The sequence below is a fragment of the Paenibacillus antarcticus genome, assembly GCF_001637225.1.
In the GTDB taxonomy this organism is placed as follows: domain Bacteria; phylum Bacillota; class Bacilli; order Paenibacillales; family Paenibacillaceae; genus Paenibacillus_AQ; species Paenibacillus_AQ antarcticus.
The window spans coordinates 293,978-314,417 of record NZ_LVJI01000018.1 but is presented as its reverse complement, the minus strand read 5'-3'; the positions used below and the strand labels follow the sequence as shown (position 1 = coordinate 314,417).

Genomic DNA, 20,440 nt, shown 5'->3' with positions numbered 1-20,440 from the left:
GCCACAGGCGAAGCAGGAGCAACTGGAGTAACAGGCGAAGCAGGAGCAACCGGAGCAACAGGAGTAACTGGAGCCACAGGCGAAGCAGGAGCAACCGGAGCAACAGGAGTAACAGGTGTAACTGGTGCAACAGGAATAGCAGGAGCCACCGGAGCTACAGGCGAAGTAGGAGCAACCGGAGCAACAGGAGTAACTGGAGTAGCAGGAGCAACAGGAGCTACAGGACCTAACGTAGCACTAACCGGATTTTCAGCTCAACGGGCTACTACTTCTGTGAGTGCATCTTCACAATTGGGTAACTGGACGGTAACAAATCCTTATTTCACTGGAACAGGCTTCAACACCTTAACTGGTGACTATACAGTTCCTACTACTGGAAGATATGAATTGAAAGCAGTCATTAGTTTTTCAACAACGGCAACGATATCTGTAGCTATTGGTGCAGGAGTGAATCCTTCCTTTGTTATTCGGAGAACATCACCAACGGTTACAGATCTGGTATCTGGTCTGTTCCCAGTCTTAGATGTTAATATTGCTCTATTATTAAATCTAAGAACAATATTGGGAGATGCTTCAGTCACTTTGACAGCTGATGTAATATTAAATGCCGGAGATGTCATCGGCCTGTTCTATGTTTCAGGTGGATTGACAATCGGGTTAAACATTGGAGGATCAGCGGCATCGGGAACAGTGTGGTCGGTGCATGAATTGACATAATAACCCCTAATGATAATTGGACTGTTAGTATCCCTTCTTAGAAAGAAAGTATAGATCGAGTTGATTCGGATAATTAGTAAAAAGACTTAGATGACTCTTGTAATGTGGAGAGCCATCTTTTTTTTCGTCCGTTGATATCGGTAGGGATTGTGGCACTTTTGTCGGCATATGATTACTCTATTTCATTTTGCCCAATGTAAGTATGGAGATGTGTTGGATATTCATCACGAAAAGGACGATTTGAACGTATATTGTAGAAGTCTTTATTATGTTGAAACAGTTATACCTTGACCTCATTAATCATTGTGTGATTGTAGAATACAGCATCAGCGGGTAGAACAGTCTCAGGGGGTGCGATTATGTTTAGCAACAAAGAAGCGTTTAAACAACTCTTTCAGGAGAATCTTGTCAGTAAATTGGGAAAGCCAATGAAGGAAGCTCATAAAGGGGATATATATACAGTTTTGAGTAGTATGATTCGTGAATATGCAGGTGAAAACTGGGCTGACACAAATCAATATTTTCAATCTAATCAAGAAAAACAAGTCTATTACTTCTCGATGGAGTTTCTCATAGGTCGTCTACTTGGTAACAATTTGCTCAATCTTGGTGCACTCGAGCTTGTTCGAGAGGGTCTTAAGGAATTAGGTTGGGATCTAGAGGAGATTGAAGAAGAAGAGTCTGATGCGGGTCTTGGGAATGGGGGGTTAGGAAGACTTGCAGCCTGCTTCTTGGACTCATTAGCTTCTCAGCGGTATGCAGGACACGGGTGTGGTATTCGGTATAGATATGGACTGTTTGAACAAAAGATTGTTGAAGGTAACCAAGTGGAATTACCTGATTATTGGCTACGCAATGGTAATGAATGGGAAGTGCGTAGACCTGATAAAAAAGTAGAGGTACGCTTCTGGGGGAATGTTGAAATTCGTGAGGAAGAAAAAGAGCTAGTATTTGAAACACATAACTATGAAACAGTCACAGCGATACCTTATGATGTGCCTGTTATTGGATATGGTGGGGAACATGTCAATACTTTGCGGATATGGAGTGCAGAGTCCACAATGGACTATACTCAAATATCTGGCACAAATAATTATTACAAATTCCTCGATTATAATCGTTCTGTTGAATCTATATCTGAATTTCTATATCCTGATGATTCCCAGTACGAAGGAAAGCTTCTTCGACTTAAACAACAATATTTCTTGTGTTCAGCAGGACTGCAAAGTATTTTGCGTACATTTGAAAAGCTTGAACTTAACATAGATCATCTCCCAGAAAAGGTAGCTATTCATATTAATGATACCCATCCTACGCTGGTCATCCCTGAATTAATGAGGATATTAATCGATGTAGTGGGGTTAGGTTGGGCGCAAGCATGGGATATCACTTCCAGAACAGTATCTTATACGAATCATACGACGTTAAGCGAAGCGCTTGAGAAATGGCCCATTTCCATGGTGAAGGAACTACTTCCACGTATTTATATGATTATTGAGGAGATCAATAAGCAGTTTTGTGGCATGCTGATGAAGAAGTATCCAGGACAGCCAGAAATCGTAGCTCAGATGTCGATTATAGATGGTCAGCAATTAAAAATGGCGAATTTAGCTATTGTAGGTAGCTACAGCGTGAATGGTGTGGCTGCTCTTCATACTGATATTTTGAAGAAACGTGAAATGAAGCCTTTTTATAATCTCTATCCACATCGTTTCAATAATAAGACGAATGGCATTACACATCGTCGTTGGATGATGCATGCTAACCCTATGTTGGCAGAACTGATTAGTGAGACCATCAGTACAGGATGGATGAATGATCCACAAGAAATGACAGGGATATTGAAATACAGTGAGGATCGCGGTTTCCAAGATCGAATTCATACGATTAAGCAGCATAATAAATTGAAACTTACATCATATATTCATGAGAAACAAGGGATCGTCGTTGATCCATATTCCATATTTGATATCCAAGTGAAGAGACTCCATGGTTATAAGCGGCAGTTAATGAACGTCCTACACATTATGTACTTGTACACCCAATTGAAACAAACACCTTCTATGGATATCATCCCACGTACTTTTATTTTTGGTGCCAAAGCGGCCCCAAGCTATTCGTTAGCCAAAAGAATTATTAAACTTATTAATGTAGTAGCTGACCAAGTTAATCGAGATAGGGAAGTGAATCAGAAGTTGCAAGTGATCTTCTTAGAGAACTATTCCGTGTCGATAGCTGAGAAGATCATCCCAGCTGCTGATGTTAGCGAACAGATATCGACGGCTAGCAAAGAAGCCTCAGGTACTGGGAATATGAAGTTTATGATGAATGGCGCATTAACATTGGGGACGATGGATGGAGCTAATGTGGAGATGCATGAAATGATAGGCGACGACAATATGTTTCTCTTCGGATTACGATCCGAGCAAGTACTTGATTATTATCAGCACGGTGGATATGCAGTCAAGGATGTATATGATAATGATGCACGCGTGAGTGAAGTCATGGATCAATTAGTGACATCAGGTTATTTTTGTATAAATGAACATGAGTTTGGTGACATATTTGATTCTATTATGAGTACAAATGACGAGTATTTTGTACTTAAGGATTTTGCAAGTTATATTGAAACACATAAGAAGATCGACATTTCTTATCGTAATTCAAAAGAATGGCAAAGGAAGTCGATAGTGAACATCGCGCATTCAGGTAAGTTCACAAGTGATTATACGATTCGTAAATATGCTTCAGAAATTTGGGGAATACGAAATTGAATTCATAAAAAAATCTATTCTTTAAGGGTTTTAATGAAAATATAAAGATTGAAACAGTGACAGTTAGTATGATAATACTGACTGTTACTTTATGTCGTTTCGTTTCACTAATATTTCCACTCCATAGTAGCTCTAATGCTCAAAGGTGAAATAGCTTTTTTTCAATGAATATACATCAGTATAAGTTGAATTATAGACATCACAAAAAATATAAACATGATTTTCATTTTTTCCTCCCAATTTAAGAAGTTACCTTACTTTGGTTTCCGGTACATTTCTTTTCTTGTTCCTGCGTCACATCAGTTATGTCGGATGAATGTTGATTTCTAAATAAGGGTATCCTTTTCTTGACAATGGAGCTTTCAAATCTTAAAATTGTAAAGCTTATCATTCGTATTTGAATATATACAAGGGAGAACTGAACTGATCGTGGAAACATCCAAAAGTAATATTAAGATGGTTGTAGCGGGTCTGCTGCTAGCCATTTTCATGTCTGCAATCGATAATACGATTGTTGCAACAGCCATGGGTACAATTGTATCTGATCTAGGTGGATTTGATAAATTCGTATGGGTAACGTCTGCATATATGATTACCACAATGGCTGGAATGCCAATTTTTGGTAAGTTGTCAGATATGTATGGACGAAAGAGATTTTTTATCTTTGGGATTGCGGTTTTCCTTCTGGGTTCTATATTATGTGGTTTTGCGCAAAATATCGAACAGTTAAGTATTTATCGTGCCATTCAAGGTATCGGTGGCGGAGCGTTAATGCCGATTGCCTTTACCATTATTTTTGATATCTTCCCTCCAGAGAATCGTGGAAAGATGACGGGACTTCTTGGCGCAGTATTCGGTTCCGCAAGTGTAATAGGTCCATTACTTGGAGCTTATATTACTGAATATGTGGGTTGGGAATGGATTTTCTATATTAATGTTCCGATTGGTATTGTATCCTTCCTGTTGATAACTAGGTCATATCATGAATCGAAGGGGAAAGTTAAGCAAAAAATTGACTGGTGGGGCGCATCAACGCTTGTCGTTGCCGTTATTAGCTTGATGTTCGCTCTAGAAATGGGCGGTAAAGATTACGCTTGGAATTCGTTTCCAATTATTGCATTGTTTACTGTATTTTCGGTATGCTTCATTGCGTTCTTCTTCATTGAACTTAAAGCGGAAGAGCCTATTCTGCCGTTTTGGCTGTTTAAAAGAAGATTATTTGCAGCTTCACAAATATTAGCTTTTCTATATGGCGGAACGTTTATCGTTCTTACCGTATACATTCCTATTTTTGTACAAGCTGTATATGGAGGATCTGCAACCAATGCTGGATTAGTCCTTACTCCGATGATGTTGGGATCCGTAGCAGGTAGCTCCGTAGGTGGTATTTTCTCTACGAAAACCAGTTATCGTAATTTAATGGTGATATCGGTGATTTCGTATTTCGCAGGTATGTTTATGCTTAGTACCCTTACACCCGATACTGCGCGCTCATCTCTAACTCTCTTTATGATCTTGGTAGGGTTTGGTATGGGATTCTCATTCTCGCTATTACCGATTTCTTCTATCCACAATCTCGAGCCTCGTTTCAGAGGAACAGCTAACTCAACGAATCAATTCTTGCGCTCACTTGGGATGACATTGGGAATTACGATATTCGGTACGATCCAAGGTAATCTCTTTACAAGTAAGCTTGCAGAGAATTTCAAGGGTATGGAAGGGGGTTCAGTGAATTTGGCGAACTTACCAGATCCTCGAGAAATTTTTGATGCGGAAGTGAGAACGACAATTCCTTCACAAGTTCTTGATAAAATTGTTGATGCGATGTCGTCATCCATATCACATATATTCCTCTTTTCATTGATTCCGATAGGTATCGCTGTAGTTGCCGTGTTTTTCATGGGAAAAGCACGGATTACGCTGAATAAACCTTTAACTGAAAAAGAATAGTGTAATTTCTTTAGTAAGTCCTTTACCCCTATCAATTATGATGGGGGTTTTTATGTTTCATTCATAATATTGAAAAAAGTAATGTGCATTCTTCGTTGTTATGTGTAAAGTAAAGAATGAAAGTAGGGCCTTTATTTTAAATAGAGTGTGGGGGATAACTTAAGATGTCTGTACATAGAGAGAGAGTCTCGACAATTTCGTTCATCGCTATGCTAATGATTTTTGTTGGGACAGTGGTATCGGTTCAACTAACAACGGTCTATATAAGTCTGGGCTGGGTACTTGCTCTATATATGATTTATTTATTTAGACCTATATATCGCGATATTCGCTACGTTTCTTTGGTAAGTATGTTATATGTATTGGGCTATTGGTTATGCGTATATTTGAGTTTTTTTATAAAGGAATACATGAACTTACTAGATTTTCCGAGAGAATTTATCATTGCATGGTCTCGATTGAGTCTGATCGGATTTATTATTCCATTCTTTGTGTTTGGGATAATTAACAAGTCAACAACGGATTATTTGAAGAAGGGGAGCTTCACAGAGACGATCTATTTTCCTTTGATATGGAAGGGAGTGAAGGATCCAATATGGAGATTTCTACTGATTGCATCATGTGTAGTTATCTTTTCATTTAGTTTTGTCATTGATTATAGTCCGAAATATTTATATTCACTATTGTGGTTTGGATTGCTGTTTGCTTTGATCAATTCCGTCTTGGAGGAAATAGTATGGCGTGGGCTTATACTAAGTCGATTCGTCGATGTGTTAGGTGAAAAGTTGGGGTTAATTATAGTCAGTATCGGATTTGGAATGTACCATTATTCCATCGGGTTTCCTTGGATCGTATGTGCTTTGTTCTCTATATTTGGCATGTTATTAGGTGGGATTACCATCCGATCCAAGGGACTGCTTCCTGTTATGATTCTTCATTTCATTATGAACATACTGTTTGTATTAAGTGGCTTAATCTTCTGAATCTAATTTCAACCGTCTATATGTGGTATACAATCATGAAGGACAGTTCGTTATCGGAGCGCTAGTCTACACCAATCTGTGTGGACTTTTTCAGGCTTTCGATAAAGAGTTGTTTTTTTCGTCTATTAAGAATTTAAATGAAGACAGGGCGCATATAATCTTTGTGAAAGCGTTATCAATATAAGAAGAGGGGTGAGACTGGTCTATGAGAACATATCATAAAAAAAGAATGGTGCCTATCGTCATAATGTTACTTTTGTTCACGATGATGATGAGTGCATGCAGTGGAAATTCGAATAATGAAGCAGTACCGACAAAGGAACCTGCGAAGGTGGAAACGGAGCCGAAAGCTACGGAACCTGCAGTAACGGAACCCGTGACGAGTGAAGGAACTTTTCTGGAGCAAGCTTTAGCTGGGAAGTTCAAGGGTACCAAAGTATCGATGTTCGGTCCATTTGTTGATGCAGACGAGCAGAAATTTAGTGCAAGTATTAAGGATTTTGAAGATAAAACAGGAATAGATATTCAGTATGAAGGTTCCAAAGAATTTGAAGCTACGATCTCAATTCGTGTAGACGGAGGGAATGCTCCAGATATTGCAGATTTCCCACAACCAGGACTACTGAGTACTTTTGTTAAACAGGGCAAGGTTATCGACGTGTCATCGTTTATCGATAAAGCCTACTTAGAGAAGAACTATAATAAGAGCTGGCTTGATATGGCTAACATAGATGGAGCAAATGGTAAGATCATGGCAGGTGTATGGACACGTTCGAGTGTTAAGAGTCTCGTATGGTACCCGAAGAAGCAGTTTGAGGAAGCAGGTTACAAAGTTCCACAAACATGGGATGAAATGATGGCCTTAACGAAACAGATTGCTGATGATGGGGACCCCGCTTGGTCCATTGGAATTGAAAGTGGAGCGGCAACGGGGTGGCCGGTTACTGACTGGATCGAAGATATTATGCTTCGTACCACAACACCAGAGAATTATGATAAATGGGTAAAAGGAGAGCTTCCATTTGATTCACCGGAAGTGAAGAATGCTTTTAAGATCATGTCAGACATTTGGTTTAATGAAGATTATGTCTACGGTGGAGTGAAATCGATCGTGACGACTGCATTTAGTGATGCGCTAAATCCACTAGCACAGAATCCAGCGAAGGCATGGTTACATCGTCAAGCAAGTTTCATTACAAGTAACCTTACAAGTGCAACAAAAGTAGGCGAAGATATCGATTTCTTCTATCTTCCACCGATTGATCCTCAATACGGAAAACCATTATTAGTCGCTGGAGATATATACTCCATGTTTAATGATCGTCCAGAAGTTCGTGCGGTTATGGAATTCTTTACGACAGGTGAATCCATTAAGACATGGGTCCAATCGGGTGGTGTCATTGCTCCAATGAATGATGCTGACCTCAGTTGGTATTCGAACGATGTTGATCGTCGTATGGCAGAACTGGTTCAGTCAGCAAGCACACTTCGATTCGATGGATCGGATCTTATGGTAGGCTCCGTGGGTGCAGGTACGTTCTGGAAAGGATCAACGGATTATATAAGTGGTACAGTGGATTTGGAAGGTGCTTTGAAGGAGATTCAGGCTGGATTCCCTAAATAATATGTTCTTATCACTACTTACTGTGATTTTGTTGGAACAGTGAAGACGGAGGAGGGAGGGGGTAACTCCTTACTCCTTCGTTTTGTATCCAAATGGTTCTCCCCACAGGATAAATGTAAGAAGGAGGGAAATGGATGGGAACTTGGATCTCTAGACACAAATGGCTATGGCTAACATTCATAACAATACTTGTGCCTACAATGAACTTACTTATCCATTGGCGTATTTTTATTTTTCTTCGGGACGGAGATTTAACGCCTATATTGTATGCGGTTCTGGCCATCATCTGGGGAGTAGTAGGAGTATATACCATTTACTTATCTCTGAATTGGGTCGTTGAGCAGTATTCAGTGAAATGGAGGCAAAGAATTCAGCCTCTCATATTTGTGGGACCTGCGCTTATTCTGCTTGGATGGTTACTACTATATCCTACGTTAAGAACGCTGATATTAAGTTTTATGGATGAGAGTTCAGTAGATTTTGTGGGATTCAGTAACTACGCAGCTATCATTACGAATCGATTGTTGTTATCTGCTCTTCGTAACAATCTACTATGGGTTGTATTGGGGACATTCTCCTGTGTTTCTATGGGTCTAATTATTGCAGTTCTAGCCGATCGAAGTAGTTTCGAGAAGCTTGCGAAATCTATCATTTTCATGCCTATGGCAATTTCTATGGTTGCTTCGGGTGTGATTTGGAAGTTCGTGTATTACTACAAACCGGGTGATGAACAGATTGGTCTACTAAATGCAATCGTTGTCGCATTAGGCGGTGAGGCACAAGCTTGGGCATCGTTCTCACAGCCGTGGAATAATCTATTCCTTATCGTTATTCTAGTCTGGATGCAGACGGGATTTGCAATGGTATTGCTATCCGCTGGAATTAAAGGCATTCCAGAAGAATCTCTTGAAGCGGCCCGAGTGGATGGAGCTAGCGAGATTAGGATATTTTTCAAAATAATGATTCCTTACTTGAAAGGTACTATTCTATCCGTAACGACGACAATAATTGTATTTACTCTCAAAATATTTGATGTCGTCATGGTCATGACGGGTGGGCAATATGATACGGATGTGGTGGCTACACAATTCTATAGACAATTCTTCATGTACCGCAACAATGGATACGGCTCAACGCTCGCCATCGTTCTACTCATTGCAATTATTCCTGTGTTAATCTTTAATCTCCGTCAAATCCGCAAACAAGGAGGAGGATTCTCATGAAACGGCGACAGAAGAAAAAGGGTTCCAAGTGGCTAGTAAATGGCATCCTCGGGTTCATCTGTTTGATCTGGATCATTCCAACCGCAGGACTATTTGTGTCTTCGTTCAGACCAGCTGCAGATATTCTGGAAACAGGATGGTGGACGGTGTTCCCACATAAGGGCTGGGAGACTGAGGAACAGATGACTCTTCCAAAGGATACAGATTTGAAGGAACCCATTGAAGTATCAGGTGTGAATTATTCAGATGAACAACTAAAGCAAGGTGTAACGACAACGGAAGGTCAGAAGTTAGTGTGGCAAAATCGACGAGGACGAATTATCGATGTTCAAGAGAAACAGTGGAAGACTAACGCTGTGTTTACACTAGATAATTATAAGAATGTTCTCGGAGGTAAGAATTATGAGATCACACAATCCGATGGCAGTATAAAAATAGAGAAAGGAAGTAATCTCACTAGAGCCTTCGTAAATACGTTGACCGTCGCTATACCAGCAACGATCATTCCGGTCTTAATTGCGGCTTTTGCCGCCTATGCGTTTGCCTGGATGAAGTTTGCTGGCCGTAAGACGATCTTTGTTATCGTTGTTGCACTTTTGGTTGTCCCACTACAAGTTGCTCTGATTCCTGTACTACAGAATTTCACAGCACTTGGTCTCAATGGTACTTACTTAGGGATCTGGATTGCTCATACTGGCTTTGGTTTACCACTGAGCACATATTTTTTATACAGTTATATAAGTCAGCTTCCACGCGATTTATTCGAATCTGCTTTTATGGATGGCGCTTCTAATTTTACGATATTCACCAAGTTAATCTTACCATTATCAGTTCCTTCTATAGCATCGATTGGAATCTTTCAATTTCTATGGGTATGGAACGACTATTTAGTATCTCTTGTCTTTATTGGTAGTCAACCTAATGTACAAGTATTGTCCATGCGGATTGCAGAAATGGTAGGATCTTATGGGAATGACTGGCATCTCCTTACTGCCGCCTCATTCGTATCTATGATTATGCCATTAGCAGTATTTTTTGCTCTACAAAAGTATTTCGTACGCGGATTGATGGGTGGTTCTGTGAAGGGGTAATGTGTAACGGAGTAGAAATTTGAACTCTATTGAGCGAGATGATAAAAGAAGAAATCCAGTCTAATACTGTGATCAATTCCTCCCAATTTCTTCAATTTGGGGGGCTTAGCCATCTAAGGCCCGGGTTCTATTTATATGTAATGGTTGATATCTATAATTGAAGCAAAGGTTATACATAAAGGAGTGTGAAACGGTGGGATTTACTAACGGGTCTACTCCGTTTGATCGTTACGAGTTGTCAGATCAATTTTACTTGCAGAAGGCTGACAAGAAAGAGTGGAATTTGTTTTTCTCAGTATATTATAACGCAGAATATATAAGTTTTTTCAAGGAGATGGCACTTCACGTTCTGAGAAATATTGATCCATTCTGGATTTGTAAAGGAAGGATGAAGATCGGTGGCGTGGTGATCTCCGCGAACCAAATGTGCCTTCTATATTTCATTCCACCATTTCATGAACAAGGTACGATTGTCCATTTACTTAAGAATGTTTTGCTGAAATGGTCTGATACAACGTTACCAATTCATGTATATGAAGTACTGCAAGATCAAGTGGATTTATTTGCAAGGGCGGGCTTCTGGCCAGATGAGCAACGATTTCGTTGGATGCAGCGACCAACAGAAACGTTAGAGTGTGAGTGGGATAGGGCGTTGACTGTTGTCCAATCTTTAGCTCAAGATGAACCTAGTACACGTACTTTGACGAAGGATAAGGAAATCGGCCACCTTTTCTATAGGTGTTACTCAGATAGCATACGTGGTATGAATAATCCACCTAAGTCTATTAGTCAATATATATCGGAAACCCAGTCTATGATGAAGGAAGCTAGTACAGATCTACTTAGAGCCTCAACGTTAGTCTATGATAAAAGGAACAATGCACTTATTGGTGCTTGTTTGGTGTCCATGCATCAAGATCTTCCGAGCATTCAGCAACTCGGTGTTCTTCCGACTTATAGGGGACGGGGGATGGGTTCTAACATGATAAAGAGATCGTTAACGGTATTGAAAGATCTATATCCATATTTAAGGGTCCACGTTATGCAAGGGAATCCAGTGGAATCTGTGTATTATAATTTAGGGTTTGTGCCAGGTCTGATTGTAATCAGCAGGATGCTTGTTCCAGTTAAGTAGACAAACATTTAAATGAACGCCGTCGAATAGAGGTTGGGGCCGGATAGGGTGTCATGATTGTAATATAAAAGTGGTCAAGAATTAAATTCTCCCCTCCCTTTGCTATATGAAGTGAAATTTCTTAAAATGAGTATTAGAGGTGAGGACTTGAACTTAAATACGAAATTAATATTAGTCGAAGGGCTTCCAGGTTCAGGGAAATCAACGGGTGCACAGATGGTGTATGACATTCTTAAAGAACAAGGTAAGGATGTACAATTAGTGTTAGAGGGAGATGTGGATCATCCAGCTGACTATGAAGGTGTTGCGATCTTCACGCCACAGGAATGGGAGGCATTGTGTGGTCAACATGAGAGTCATCAAATGCTGATCAATCGAACGGCATTCTATGAAGGGGGTAATTATTTCTTATCCTATCGCAAGATGCAACAGGATGATCAATCTCGACTACCCGATACGCTATATGACGATATTTTCAAACAAGACATTTATGAAATATCTTTTGAACGGAATATGGAACTTATTGCGGCTAAATGGAAGAGGTTCGCAGAGGCAGCGACAGTTCAAAAGAAGATATATGTATTTGAATGTTGTTTCATCCAGAACCCTGTTACGATGAGCATGGTCAAATGGTCAAACATAACCGTAATGAAGCGGAATCGATTCATTATGTTCGGCAATTGGAGGATGCTATCGGTTCGCTGAATCCGATGTTAATTTATTTGGACCAGAAGGAATACGATATCACTTTCAATAAAGCAGTGGAAGAACGACCAAAGGAATGGTCTAGTGGATTCGTGGATTATTATACGCTCCAAGGATACGGACAAGCTCGTGGTTATTCTGGAATGGACGGGACGCTACAAGTACTTCATGCTAGAAAACAGTTGGAACAGAGAATTATGAATGAGCTATCTCTTCCACGGACAATGATAGATAACTCACATTATGATCGTGAACAACTGAGACAAGAGCTTCTTCAAACTCTATTAGGACATTGAGTGTTTCTTATGAACACGCTACAAAGGAGAATACAAAGTGATATATGTTGCATTAGTGGTTGCCATCATTATGCTGGGTGCAGCTGGAGTGTTAGCATGGAAGAATTCGCAGATTATTGCAGGGAAACGAACAAGTAATGGACCTGATGCTACATCATTACAATATACGGTTCATATGACTAACCAATGGCAAGAACAGGATGCAGTAACACTTGTTGCATTGTTTCACACCTCATATGTTGTTGGGGAACAACATATGAATGCCTATCTTTGTCGGGTAACAGGCAAGCGTGGTGAACTCAAACTTTATGAGGCTGAGAATGTACTGCTTCATAACATTAGAAATGCTAAACAAAAAGGAACGTTATTGTCTGGGGTAGCTATGCATGAATTAGTGGTTCATGAGGAAGAAAAAGAAGTGCTAAATCGTTTAGAAAAGGTGTTAACGAAGTCTGAAAATGGTTAAATGCGATAATTCATCCTTTCCTTTTCCCATTAGTGTGTTATGGTAGAAAAAATGGGCTGATGAAGGGAGATTGAATCATGCATATTCAGAGTTATGAAGTTCCATCTGATTTCTTAGATCGCGCTGAACCGTTGTTAATGGAGAATGAAGTGCTTAATAATCTTCCACTGGGTATTGCATACCGATTAGTCCAATCAATTAAGCATACGGCTAAAGATGCTTATCACGAGGGTCCCTTACCATTTATGGTAGTCTTAAGCGATGGAGAGCAAGATATACTTGTTCTACTTAAGACAACTGCTCATCTCATTGTTTATATTAGCGACAAGGTGCAAAGCCATGACGTGCGATCTAATGCTATCTCTGTAGCAATTGATTATATCCTTCATCAAGAAGTCATTCCAGTTCCCAGTATTATTGCATTTCATGAGACAGCTCATTTATTTGCAGAAAAGTGGAATGAAGTTACTGGGCAATCCTATGGGGTTCAGATGGACCAACGGATTTATGCCTGCACAAAAGTACAAGATGTGAAGTTGAGTCCAGGGATCTTTAGAGCATCCGAATTACGAGATATTCCGATGTTAGCTGAGTGGATTTATGATTTTGCTAAGGAAGCTTCAGAAGAAATAACTCATAAACAGGCGTTTGAGATGGCCCAACGTGGGACGGAACAATGTGCTATCTATCTATGGGATGATGGTGAACCTGTATCCATGGCTCAGCAGACGAGACCCACATTACACGGCGCTGTCGTCAATATGGTATATACACCATTCGAACACCGAAATAAAGGATATGCTAGTTCGTGTGTGTCTACACTAACGCGAAATATGTTACGTGGTCCCTATGAATTTGCTAGTTTATATACGGATATGAGTAATCCTATCTCTAACCATATCTACATGAAGGTAGGTTATGAACCTAGATCTGATTCTGTCGTCCTCGTCTTTAATTCTTAATGTCATAATATAATGATGGCTGAGCATATACGACCCATTCCAATAACGATGTATTTATCATCCTATGGAATGGGATCTGATAAGTTCAGCCTTTTGTATAAATGAAACTTTATTTTTCTCTGGGAGTGTGAATCTTATGAACATGAAGAGAATCGCAGCAGAATATGCTGTGCAATACATTGAAGATGGTATGAAAGTGGGATTAGGGACAGGTTCTACCGCCTATTGGGCGATCCAAAAGATTGGGGAACGTATAAAGGAAGGTTTATCGATACAGGCAGTAGCGACCTCTAAAGCATCGGAGAGACAGGCGATGGAACTAGGGATACCTATTATTCCTTTTCACGAAATAGATGGTCTGGATCTTACGATTGACGGAGCAGATGAAGTTGATCTAGATTTGCACTTGATAAAAGGTGGAGGCGGGGCGCTTCTCAGAGAGAAGATTGTAGCCCATCATAGCAAAAGATTGATTATCGTTGCGGATGAGCGTAAGTTGGTCCATACGTTAGGACAATTCCCGCTTCCCGTTGAAGTTGTTCCATTTGCTGTGGAGTGGACACTTAACGCACTACAAAGACTCGGTTGTCGAACCCAGTTGCGTACAGATGAAGAACAGCTATTTATCACTGACAATGGGAATTACATCGTGGATTGCAACTTCGGAACGATTTCGGCCCCACTTAAACTTCACAATGAAATTCTCAATATTCCCGGTGTGGTAGATAATGGTTTGTTTATTGGACGAGCTGATTTAGCGGTGATTGCTCATTATGACGGCATCGTGGAAGTCTTGAAACGTAAGTAAGGGGTTGAACAAGTGTCAAGTGTGACTATTAGAAAGGAAAGGCGCCAATATATTCTTGGAGTTCTGATTATTGTATATAGTGCATGCCTATTGTATTGGATGTTTATTGGTTTTGGTCGTACAAGACACGCTAACGGACCTCTTGTGTATAACGTCATTCCATTCGAAACCATAGGGATCTTTATTCGAAGTATCCATCAGGCATCTAACGTAGCGTGGATCATTAATTTATTCGGAAATATCGGAGTTTTTATTCCATTTGGATTAATACTTCCAATTCTTTTTAAAAGGTTGAGATCTTATTGGCGATTGATGGTTTATTTCTTCCTTATCGTAACGGTATTAGAGTTATCTCAGATGTTGCTACGAGCGGGCAGTTGTGATATTGATGACGTAATTCTCAATGTCACTGGCGTGTGCATAGGATACGGAATACTTCGACTATTGTTCAAACGGTACATATCTTATGAGTAGATGTGGAATATTACCTCTAACTTGGTAATTAACCATGAAATCTTGTATAGAGGTGACTGGTCTCCGATGAAACGTCGAATTTTTCTTATTTTGGGTTGTCTTTTATTCATTTGTGAAATCGTTCAACCCTTAGCAACAGCAGAGGCTAACCCCGATCAACGAGCGTACCACTTCGGTTTCAAGAAAAGTAAAAATGGTCAACTTCCGTCAATCAATGAGGAAGGGTTCAAAAGCATTCTTGAAAAGCATGGAGCCATCTTTCTTGGGGATACGAATCAAAAAGAGATCTATTTGACCTTTGATAATGGGTATGAGAATGGTTATACAGTGAAAATTCTAGATATTTTAAAAGAAAAAAAAGTGCCTTCCATTTTTTTTGTAACAGGACACTATGTGAAGGATAAGCCAGAATTGGTTCAAAGAATGGTCTCCGAGGGCCATATTGTTGGGAATCATTCGTGGAGCCATCCTGATGTGACTCAGATTTCTAACGACCAATTGAAGAGTGAATTGCTGAAAGTGAAGACGGCTGTAGCCGATATAACTAGTCAAAAGGAAATGACTTATCTTCGCGCTCCACGAGGTATTTTTAATGAATCCATGCTTGCGGCTAGCCGTACTGAGGGATATACGAATGTATTCTGGTCTGCTGCTTATAAAGATTGGGATCCAGCAACCCAAAAGGGTTCACAGTATGCTTACACGCAAGTCATGAATCAACTTCATCCAGGTGCGGTTATATTGCTGCATTCAGTTTCCAAAGACAATACAGAGGCTATGACACGGATCATAGATGATGCTAGAAAACAGGGATATGAATTCAAGAGTCTGAATCAAATGCAGAAAAAGACATATTAAGTTTGACAATAGGCCTCCGAATGCATTATCTTTAATTAAAGATAATGCATTCGGAGGTTTTGTTAATGGAAGAAAATAAGGGAAACTTAAAGAATAATGATGAGCTATCGCTTGATTTATTTATTGTGTTGGCACGTGCCTATAATTCAGTTATGTCTCACTCTATTCGTAGTGTCCAGAGTTTTGGGTTGAATTCAACAGAATTTGGAGTATTAGATTTGTTATATCATAAGGGTCCTCAACCTCTACAGAAAATTGGAGAGAAAGTCCTTATTTCAAGTGGGAATATTACGTACGTCGTGGATAAGCTTCAGAATAAAAATCTGCTCGTTAGAATTGCTTCTCCAGACGATCGAAGAGTCATATTTGCTGATCTTACAGTTGAAGGACGTACTTTTATTGAAGAGGTCTTTCCTCAACATCAGAATACAATCGTACATTCTGTTGGAGGATTAGATGTGGAAGAGAAGAAACAAGCGATTGAACTGTTGAAGAAGTTAGGGCTTTCAGCCCAATAGATTAATGGTTCATTGTCAATTTTATTTGCATAACGAAGGCAGTTCCTGTATCGTTTTCGTTGAGGGAATTTCTCATCATAAATAGCATGAATAAATGATATATAGGAAGTGAATAACAATGAATGGTCAACTACGATCAACGATATCTTCAGGAATTGAAGTGGATATCGTACTTAAGCAAGATCAACCTACGGGGAAGTTAACTCGTGGTATCGTCAAGGATATCCTTACCAACTCACCGAAACATCCTCATGGGATTAAAGTTCGTTTAACCAGTGGTCAGGTTGGACGTGTACAACATATTATTCAGAAATAAGCTCCTTATGGAGTGATGAATAACTAAATAGTGAATACATAAAGGCAGCTTAGAACTTGATTAACTACAAGTCCTAAGGCTGCCTTTATTGTTCACCTATGGGATGGATTTATTATATCATCCCGAATCGTTCCAGATGACTCCACAATTGCTCTTGAATTAATATATCTCGTTGCTTAGGACCGATAAGGTCAAAATGAGGAAACATCGTGCGATGATGAATATATTTAGGTGGCAATTCGTTTGCGATACACCATTTAGACAGGCGTTCTAGATCTGCACAGCCTACCTTGGTAACGGTGTTGATATTAGGAAATCGGGGATCGACCCAGTAATGAGTGAGGTAAGCAATTTCTCCTCGATTTACGGCTGCTTTCCATTGCGATAATTCTTCTCGGTTAATTCCAAAAGCCATAGCTGCTATTCATCCCTATCTATAAAGGTTGAACTAAATTTTGCGTTCACAAGTTCAATCATTTCTAAAGTGAATCATGAATATGAGGGTTCGTCTCTATCTAGTTATTAGTATTCATTATACATGAATAGGCAAAGTCTTCACTATTACCAACAAGCAGATGGAAATCTTAAAGGGGAGCATCATATATGAATTATTTGCGTGTTAATTCAGTCGTATGTCGTATAGGGTGAATCGAAGTTGATATTCTCCATCAAACCCTTTAAAGTAACGTAGTAGAGTTATTAACTTGAACAAAATTGCTGGAGGTATACATATACATGTTAGTTAACGTAAAATCATATATTCGTAAACCGGAAGTGACAGAGCTATTGTCCTACGCTGTTTTTCCAGATGATAAATCTTTGGATGCGGCTATTAAGCATTATGAGGAGACAGAGTCTTTGAAGCTATACGGCTTTGAGGATGAGAAGTTATTGGTAGGCTTAATTGGTTTTGAGATTGACGCAGAGAGAGTTCTTACGGTTAATCATTTGGCTATTTTGCCGGAGAATCGACTTAAGGGATACGGAAGGGGAATATTCTTTGAGTTGCTTGAAGCGCAAAAGCCATCTCGAATAATCACGGAGACGGATGAAGATGCGGTAGACTTTTATCGTAATATTGGATTCGTTGTTATCAGTCTGGGTGAAATCTATCCAGGAGTTGAACGATTCCAATGTATATATGAAGTAGAGGACGAAGAAGAATAGAATAACTTTATTGTATATGACAAAGGGCCTGATGGAGATCTTCCATCAGGTCTTTCTTATTGGTATGGTGCATTCACACGGAAGTGGATATTTATAACAATCATATGGATAAGTTACAATTCACCTTAAAGTAGCAGTGTTAAGGAGGATATTCGTATGCGTGAACTTAGTAATATGCATGTTGGGAGCAGAAGATCGTTTACAGTGGAATTTACAAACGAAGTTTTTACCATTGCACCAGATTTATATGTTGGATTGATTCACGCTCCGTATGTTACAAACCTAGATAAAGACACCGCGGTTCATGCGTTACTTAGGCATATGGAACAAGAAATATTGAACTCTGAGGTACGAAGGGATTCAATCAGTGAGTTACCAACAATCGCAGCTTGGCGAAAGGTTTATAGTCAGTTTGGTATCAAACCGTCAAGGTATCCTTGCGCAGCAGAATCTCTCATAAGACGCGTGATCGAACGAGGTTCATTACCTCGGGTAAATACGTTAGTGAATTTATGTAATGCCATTTCTTTGAAAGTATGTACACCTATTGCTGCATGTGATATCTCTGACGTACAAGAATTGGTCATTCGAAGCGCGGAGGGGAATGAACGGTTTTTGCCGATTGGGAAGGTAAATGAATATGAATTTCCTGTGCCGGGTGAAATTATCTATGTGGACAAATCAGAACGAGCTCACTCTCGACGTTGGAATTGGAGACAGAGTGATACGATTAAAGTCACATCAGAATCTTCACAGGTACTGTTTACCATTGAAGCCGTTCATAAAGAAGCTAAAGTACTAGTAGAGGCTACAACATACCTTCTGAATGAGTTACTACAGCCGTTTAGCGATGCGGGATCATGTAAATTAGCCTTTATTCATCGAGAGTACCCCGTGCATACCTTTAACTCGGGGGGGGGAGTTATTAATCATGGCTAATAACGTGGAACAACTGAAGAGAGGATTTCTTGATTCCGTTCCTATCGTCATAGGGTATATCCCAGCATCTTTCACATTTGGACTTGTTGGTAAGACTCTTTCCTTAGGGAATTGGGAAGTGTTTCTGTTATCTGCGTTAGTGTACGCCGGGGCGAGTCAGTTCATAGGTGCTAAATTGTTGGCGGCGGGAACCGCAGCACCGATCATTCTACTCCTTACTTTGATTATTAATTTAAGGTATTTTTTTATAAGCATATCATTTTCTCGAAGGCTGAATCGTGACACTAGGCCTATATTTAAAGGACTCATTGGATTCGGGTTAACAGAAGAGGTATATGCGGTAAGTATGATGTCTGAAAAGAATCGTAGGCAAGTTGGAAAGCAATCTATTCCCTACTTACTAGGGTTAGTGTTCCCGCCTTATGCAGTAACATTAATAGCAACGTATGCTGGAATATTGCTTGCGGGTTATATTCCAATTAGCATCCTGCCAGCACTTAATACTTCGTTATATGTCTTGCTGATTGCACTGATTATTCCTCAATTACGGGGAAGTAACCGAAACATAGCTATCAGTATCTCATCAGCGGTCTCTTCGTGGCTTTTAGATCCATATTTAGGAACATCTACGGTGTTGGTAGCCATGATAATCGGTGCATTCGTTGGTAACTTGATACCTACACAAGAGGAGAAGACCGGGAGTGATGTCATATGACGCTATTATTGATCCTGGGAATGGGTATTATCACCTTCCTATTTCGATTTACGCCTCTACTGATTAGGAAAAAGTCAGAGCCAAGACAGAAAGAAAGCAGGTTGCTGGATAATCTCCCCTTGGCTGTACTTAGTGCATTAATCATTCCTGGCATATTTCAGGTGGATGCTGAGACACCAAGGGTAGGGTTTGTAGCGGGTATAGTAGCTGTAGTAATGTTACTTGTAAAGAAAGTGCCTTTGTATGGGGTGATTGTTATCTCTGTTCTAGCGGCTGTTATCGTCAAATTAATTTACTTATTTTAGAATAAAATGTAAAATAAATCTTATGAAGCGATTGAAATGTTAGGGGGAATGTTCAATGAATCAGGAGAAACTTACTATACAACGTGAAGAAATAGATCGTATTGATCGACAAATAGTGGCACTGCTTGCTGAAAGAACTCAAGTCGTAAAGAATATCATGGTCTTGAAAAAAATGAAGATTCCGTACGCTCCATTGATCGAGTCCAACAGGTACTGGATAAGGTGGCAAAACTTGCGGAGGAGAATGGTCTAGAACCACAGATTGCAGTATCAACTTACGAGACACTAATTACTGTCCTAACGGATATGCAGCTAGAGTATCTACATCATCGACAACAATTAGATGATTCTGTAGTGTGAGATTGGAATTATAAACAAGCCTCCGGTTACTCAGAAATCGGAGGCTTTCATCAC

The 20,440-nt window shown here is 39.8% G+C and carries 24 protein-coding genes; 23 read left to right on the top strand and 1 reads right to left on the bottom strand.

The window, feature by feature from the left end:
• The 17 genes from PBAT_RS14740 to PBAT_RS14665 all read left to right on the top strand — a co-directional run.
• Positions 1-717, top strand: a 717-nt coding sequence (locus tag PBAT_RS14740; RefSeq protein ID WP_169810124.1) for a collagen-like triple helix repeat-containing protein, incomplete at its 5' end; no start/stop codon positions are given.
• A gap of 359 nt (positions 718-1,076) precedes the next feature.
• Complete coding sequence (locus PBAT_RS14735) at positions 1,077-3,491, top strand: glycogen/starch/alpha-glucan phosphorylase (RefSeq protein WP_068650705.1); 2,415 nt, start codon at positions 1,077-1,079, stop codon at positions 3,489-3,491.
• Between the two features lie 429 nt (positions 3,492-3,920).
• Positions 3,921-5,441: an MDR family MFS transporter gene (locus PBAT_RS14730; RefSeq protein WP_068650704.1), complete on the top strand. Its 1,521-nt coding sequence runs from the start codon at positions 3,921-3,923 to the stop codon at positions 5,439-5,441.
• Positions 5,442-5,605: 164 nt separating this feature from the next.
• Positions 5,606-6,424: a CPBP family intramembrane glutamic endopeptidase gene (locus PBAT_RS14725; protein ID WP_084403089.1), complete on the top strand. Its 819-nt coding sequence runs from the start codon at positions 5,606-5,608 to the stop codon at positions 6,422-6,424.
• 205 nt (positions 6,425-6,629) lie between these two features.
• Complete coding sequence (locus tag PBAT_RS14720; RefSeq protein WP_068650703.1) at positions 6,630-8,048, top strand: ABC transporter substrate-binding protein; 1,419 nt, start codon at positions 6,630-6,632, stop codon at positions 8,046-8,048.
• Positions 8,049-8,182: 134 nt separating this feature from the next.
• Positions 8,183-9,271: a carbohydrate ABC transporter permease gene (locus PBAT_RS14715; protein ID WP_068650702.1), complete on the top strand. Its 1,089-nt coding sequence runs from the start codon at positions 8,183-8,185 to the stop codon at positions 9,269-9,271.
• Positions 9,268-10,362 carry a carbohydrate ABC transporter permease gene (locus tag PBAT_RS14710; RefSeq protein WP_068650701.1) on the top strand — a complete coding sequence of 365 codons (1,095 nt, stop codon included), beginning with the start codon at positions 9,268-9,270 and terminating at the stop codon, positions 10,360-10,362. The genes PBAT_RS14715 and PBAT_RS14710 overlap by 4 nt, the downstream gene beginning before the upstream one ends.
• Positions 10,363-10,555: 193 nt before the next feature.
• Positions 10,556-11,497: a GNAT family N-acetyltransferase gene (locus PBAT_RS14705; RefSeq protein WP_068650700.1), complete on the top strand. Its 942-nt coding sequence runs from the start codon at positions 10,556-10,558 to the stop codon at positions 11,495-11,497.
• Between the two features lie 126 nt (positions 11,498-11,623).
• On the top strand, positions 11,624-12,202 hold the full coding sequence (locus tag PBAT_RS24825) for a P-loop NTPase family protein (RefSeq protein ID WP_149466310.1): 579 nt from the start codon (positions 11,624-11,626) through the stop codon (positions 12,200-12,202).
• Positions 12,178-12,498, top strand: a complete 321-nt coding sequence (locus PBAT_RS24820; protein ID WP_169810123.1) for a P-loop NTPase family protein — start codon at positions 12,178-12,180, stop codon at positions 12,496-12,498. The genes PBAT_RS24825 and PBAT_RS24820 overlap by 25 nt, the downstream gene beginning before the upstream one ends.
• Positions 12,499-12,535: 37 nt before the next feature.
• Positions 12,536-12,964, top strand: a complete 429-nt coding sequence (locus tag PBAT_RS14695) for a hypothetical protein (protein ID WP_068650699.1) — start codon at positions 12,536-12,538, stop codon at positions 12,962-12,964.
• Positions 12,965-13,041: 77 nt separating this feature from the next.
• A complete protein-coding gene (locus tag PBAT_RS14690; RefSeq protein WP_068650698.1) occupies positions 13,042-13,926 on the top strand; it encodes a GNAT family N-acetyltransferase in 885 nt (294 codons plus the stop codon).
• Positions 13,927-14,062: 136 nt separating this feature from the next.
• On the top strand, positions 14,063-14,734 hold the full coding sequence (gene rpiA, locus PBAT_RS14685; RefSeq protein ID WP_068650697.1) for a ribose-5-phosphate isomerase RpiA: 672 nt from the start codon (positions 14,063-14,065) through the stop codon (positions 14,732-14,734).
• Positions 14,735-14,755: 21 nt separating this feature from the next.
• Positions 14,756-15,208, top strand: a complete 453-nt coding sequence (locus PBAT_RS14680; protein WP_248912431.1) for a VanZ family protein — start codon at positions 14,756-14,758, stop codon at positions 15,206-15,208.
• 66 nt (positions 15,209-15,274) lie between these two features.
• Complete coding sequence (pdaA, locus tag PBAT_RS14675; RefSeq protein WP_068650696.1) at positions 15,275-16,066, top strand: delta-lactam-biosynthetic de-N-acetylase; 792 nt, start codon at positions 15,275-15,277, stop codon at positions 16,064-16,066.
• 65 nt (positions 16,067-16,131) lie between these two features.
• Complete coding sequence (locus tag PBAT_RS14670; RefSeq protein WP_068650695.1) at positions 16,132-16,584, top strand: MarR family winged helix-turn-helix transcriptional regulator; 453 nt, start codon at positions 16,132-16,134, stop codon at positions 16,582-16,584.
• Between the two features lie 118 nt (positions 16,585-16,702).
• Positions 16,703-16,900, top strand: a complete 198-nt coding sequence (locus PBAT_RS14665) for a YwbE family protein (protein ID WP_068650694.1) — start codon at positions 16,703-16,705, stop codon at positions 16,898-16,900.
• A 112-nt stretch (positions 16,901-17,012) separates the two neighbouring features.
• On the opposite strand, the gene PBAT_RS14660 is transcribed toward PBAT_RS14665, so the two are convergent.
• On the bottom strand, positions 17,013-17,315 hold the full coding sequence (locus PBAT_RS14660; protein WP_068650693.1) for a hypothetical protein: 303 nt from the start codon (positions 17,313-17,315) through the stop codon (positions 17,013-17,015).
• 320 nt (positions 17,316-17,635) lie between these two features.
• On the opposite strand from PBAT_RS14660, the gene PBAT_RS14655 reads away from it, so the two are divergent.
• From PBAT_RS14655 to PBAT_RS25785, 6 genes are all read left to right on the top strand, one after another.
• A complete protein-coding gene (locus tag PBAT_RS14655) occupies positions 17,636-18,067 on the top strand; it encodes a GNAT family N-acetyltransferase (RefSeq protein ID WP_068650692.1) in 432 nt (143 codons plus the stop codon).
• A 156-nt stretch (positions 18,068-18,223) separates the two neighbouring features.
• Positions 18,224-19,006 carry a B3/B4 domain-containing protein gene (locus PBAT_RS14650; RefSeq protein ID WP_068650691.1) on the top strand — a complete coding sequence of 261 codons (783 nt, stop codon included), beginning with the start codon at positions 18,224-18,226 and terminating at the stop codon, positions 19,004-19,006.
• Positions 18,999-19,721: an AzlC family ABC transporter permease gene (locus tag PBAT_RS14645; RefSeq protein ID WP_068650690.1), complete on the top strand. Its 723-nt coding sequence runs from the start codon at positions 18,999-19,001 to the stop codon at positions 19,719-19,721. The genes PBAT_RS14650 and PBAT_RS14645 overlap by 8 nt, the downstream gene beginning before the upstream one ends.
• Entirely contained in the window at positions 19,718-20,026 is a 309-nt protein-coding gene (locus PBAT_RS14640; RefSeq protein ID WP_068650689.1) for an AzlD domain-containing protein, read from the top strand. Before PBAT_RS14645 ends, PBAT_RS14640 begins: the two co-directional genes overlap by 4 nt.
• A 55-nt stretch (positions 20,027-20,081) precedes the next feature.
• On the top strand, positions 20,082-20,279 hold the full coding sequence (locus PBAT_RS25790) for a chorismate mutase (protein WP_068650688.1): 198 nt from the start codon (positions 20,082-20,084) through the stop codon (positions 20,277-20,279).
• Positions 20,249-20,386, top strand: coding sequence for a hypothetical protein (locus PBAT_RS25785; RefSeq protein ID WP_211267832.1), 138 nt, complete (start codon positions 20,249-20,251; stop codon positions 20,384-20,386). Before PBAT_RS25790 ends, PBAT_RS25785 begins: the two co-directional genes overlap by 31 nt.
• Positions 20,387-20,440 lie beyond the last annotated feature (54 nt).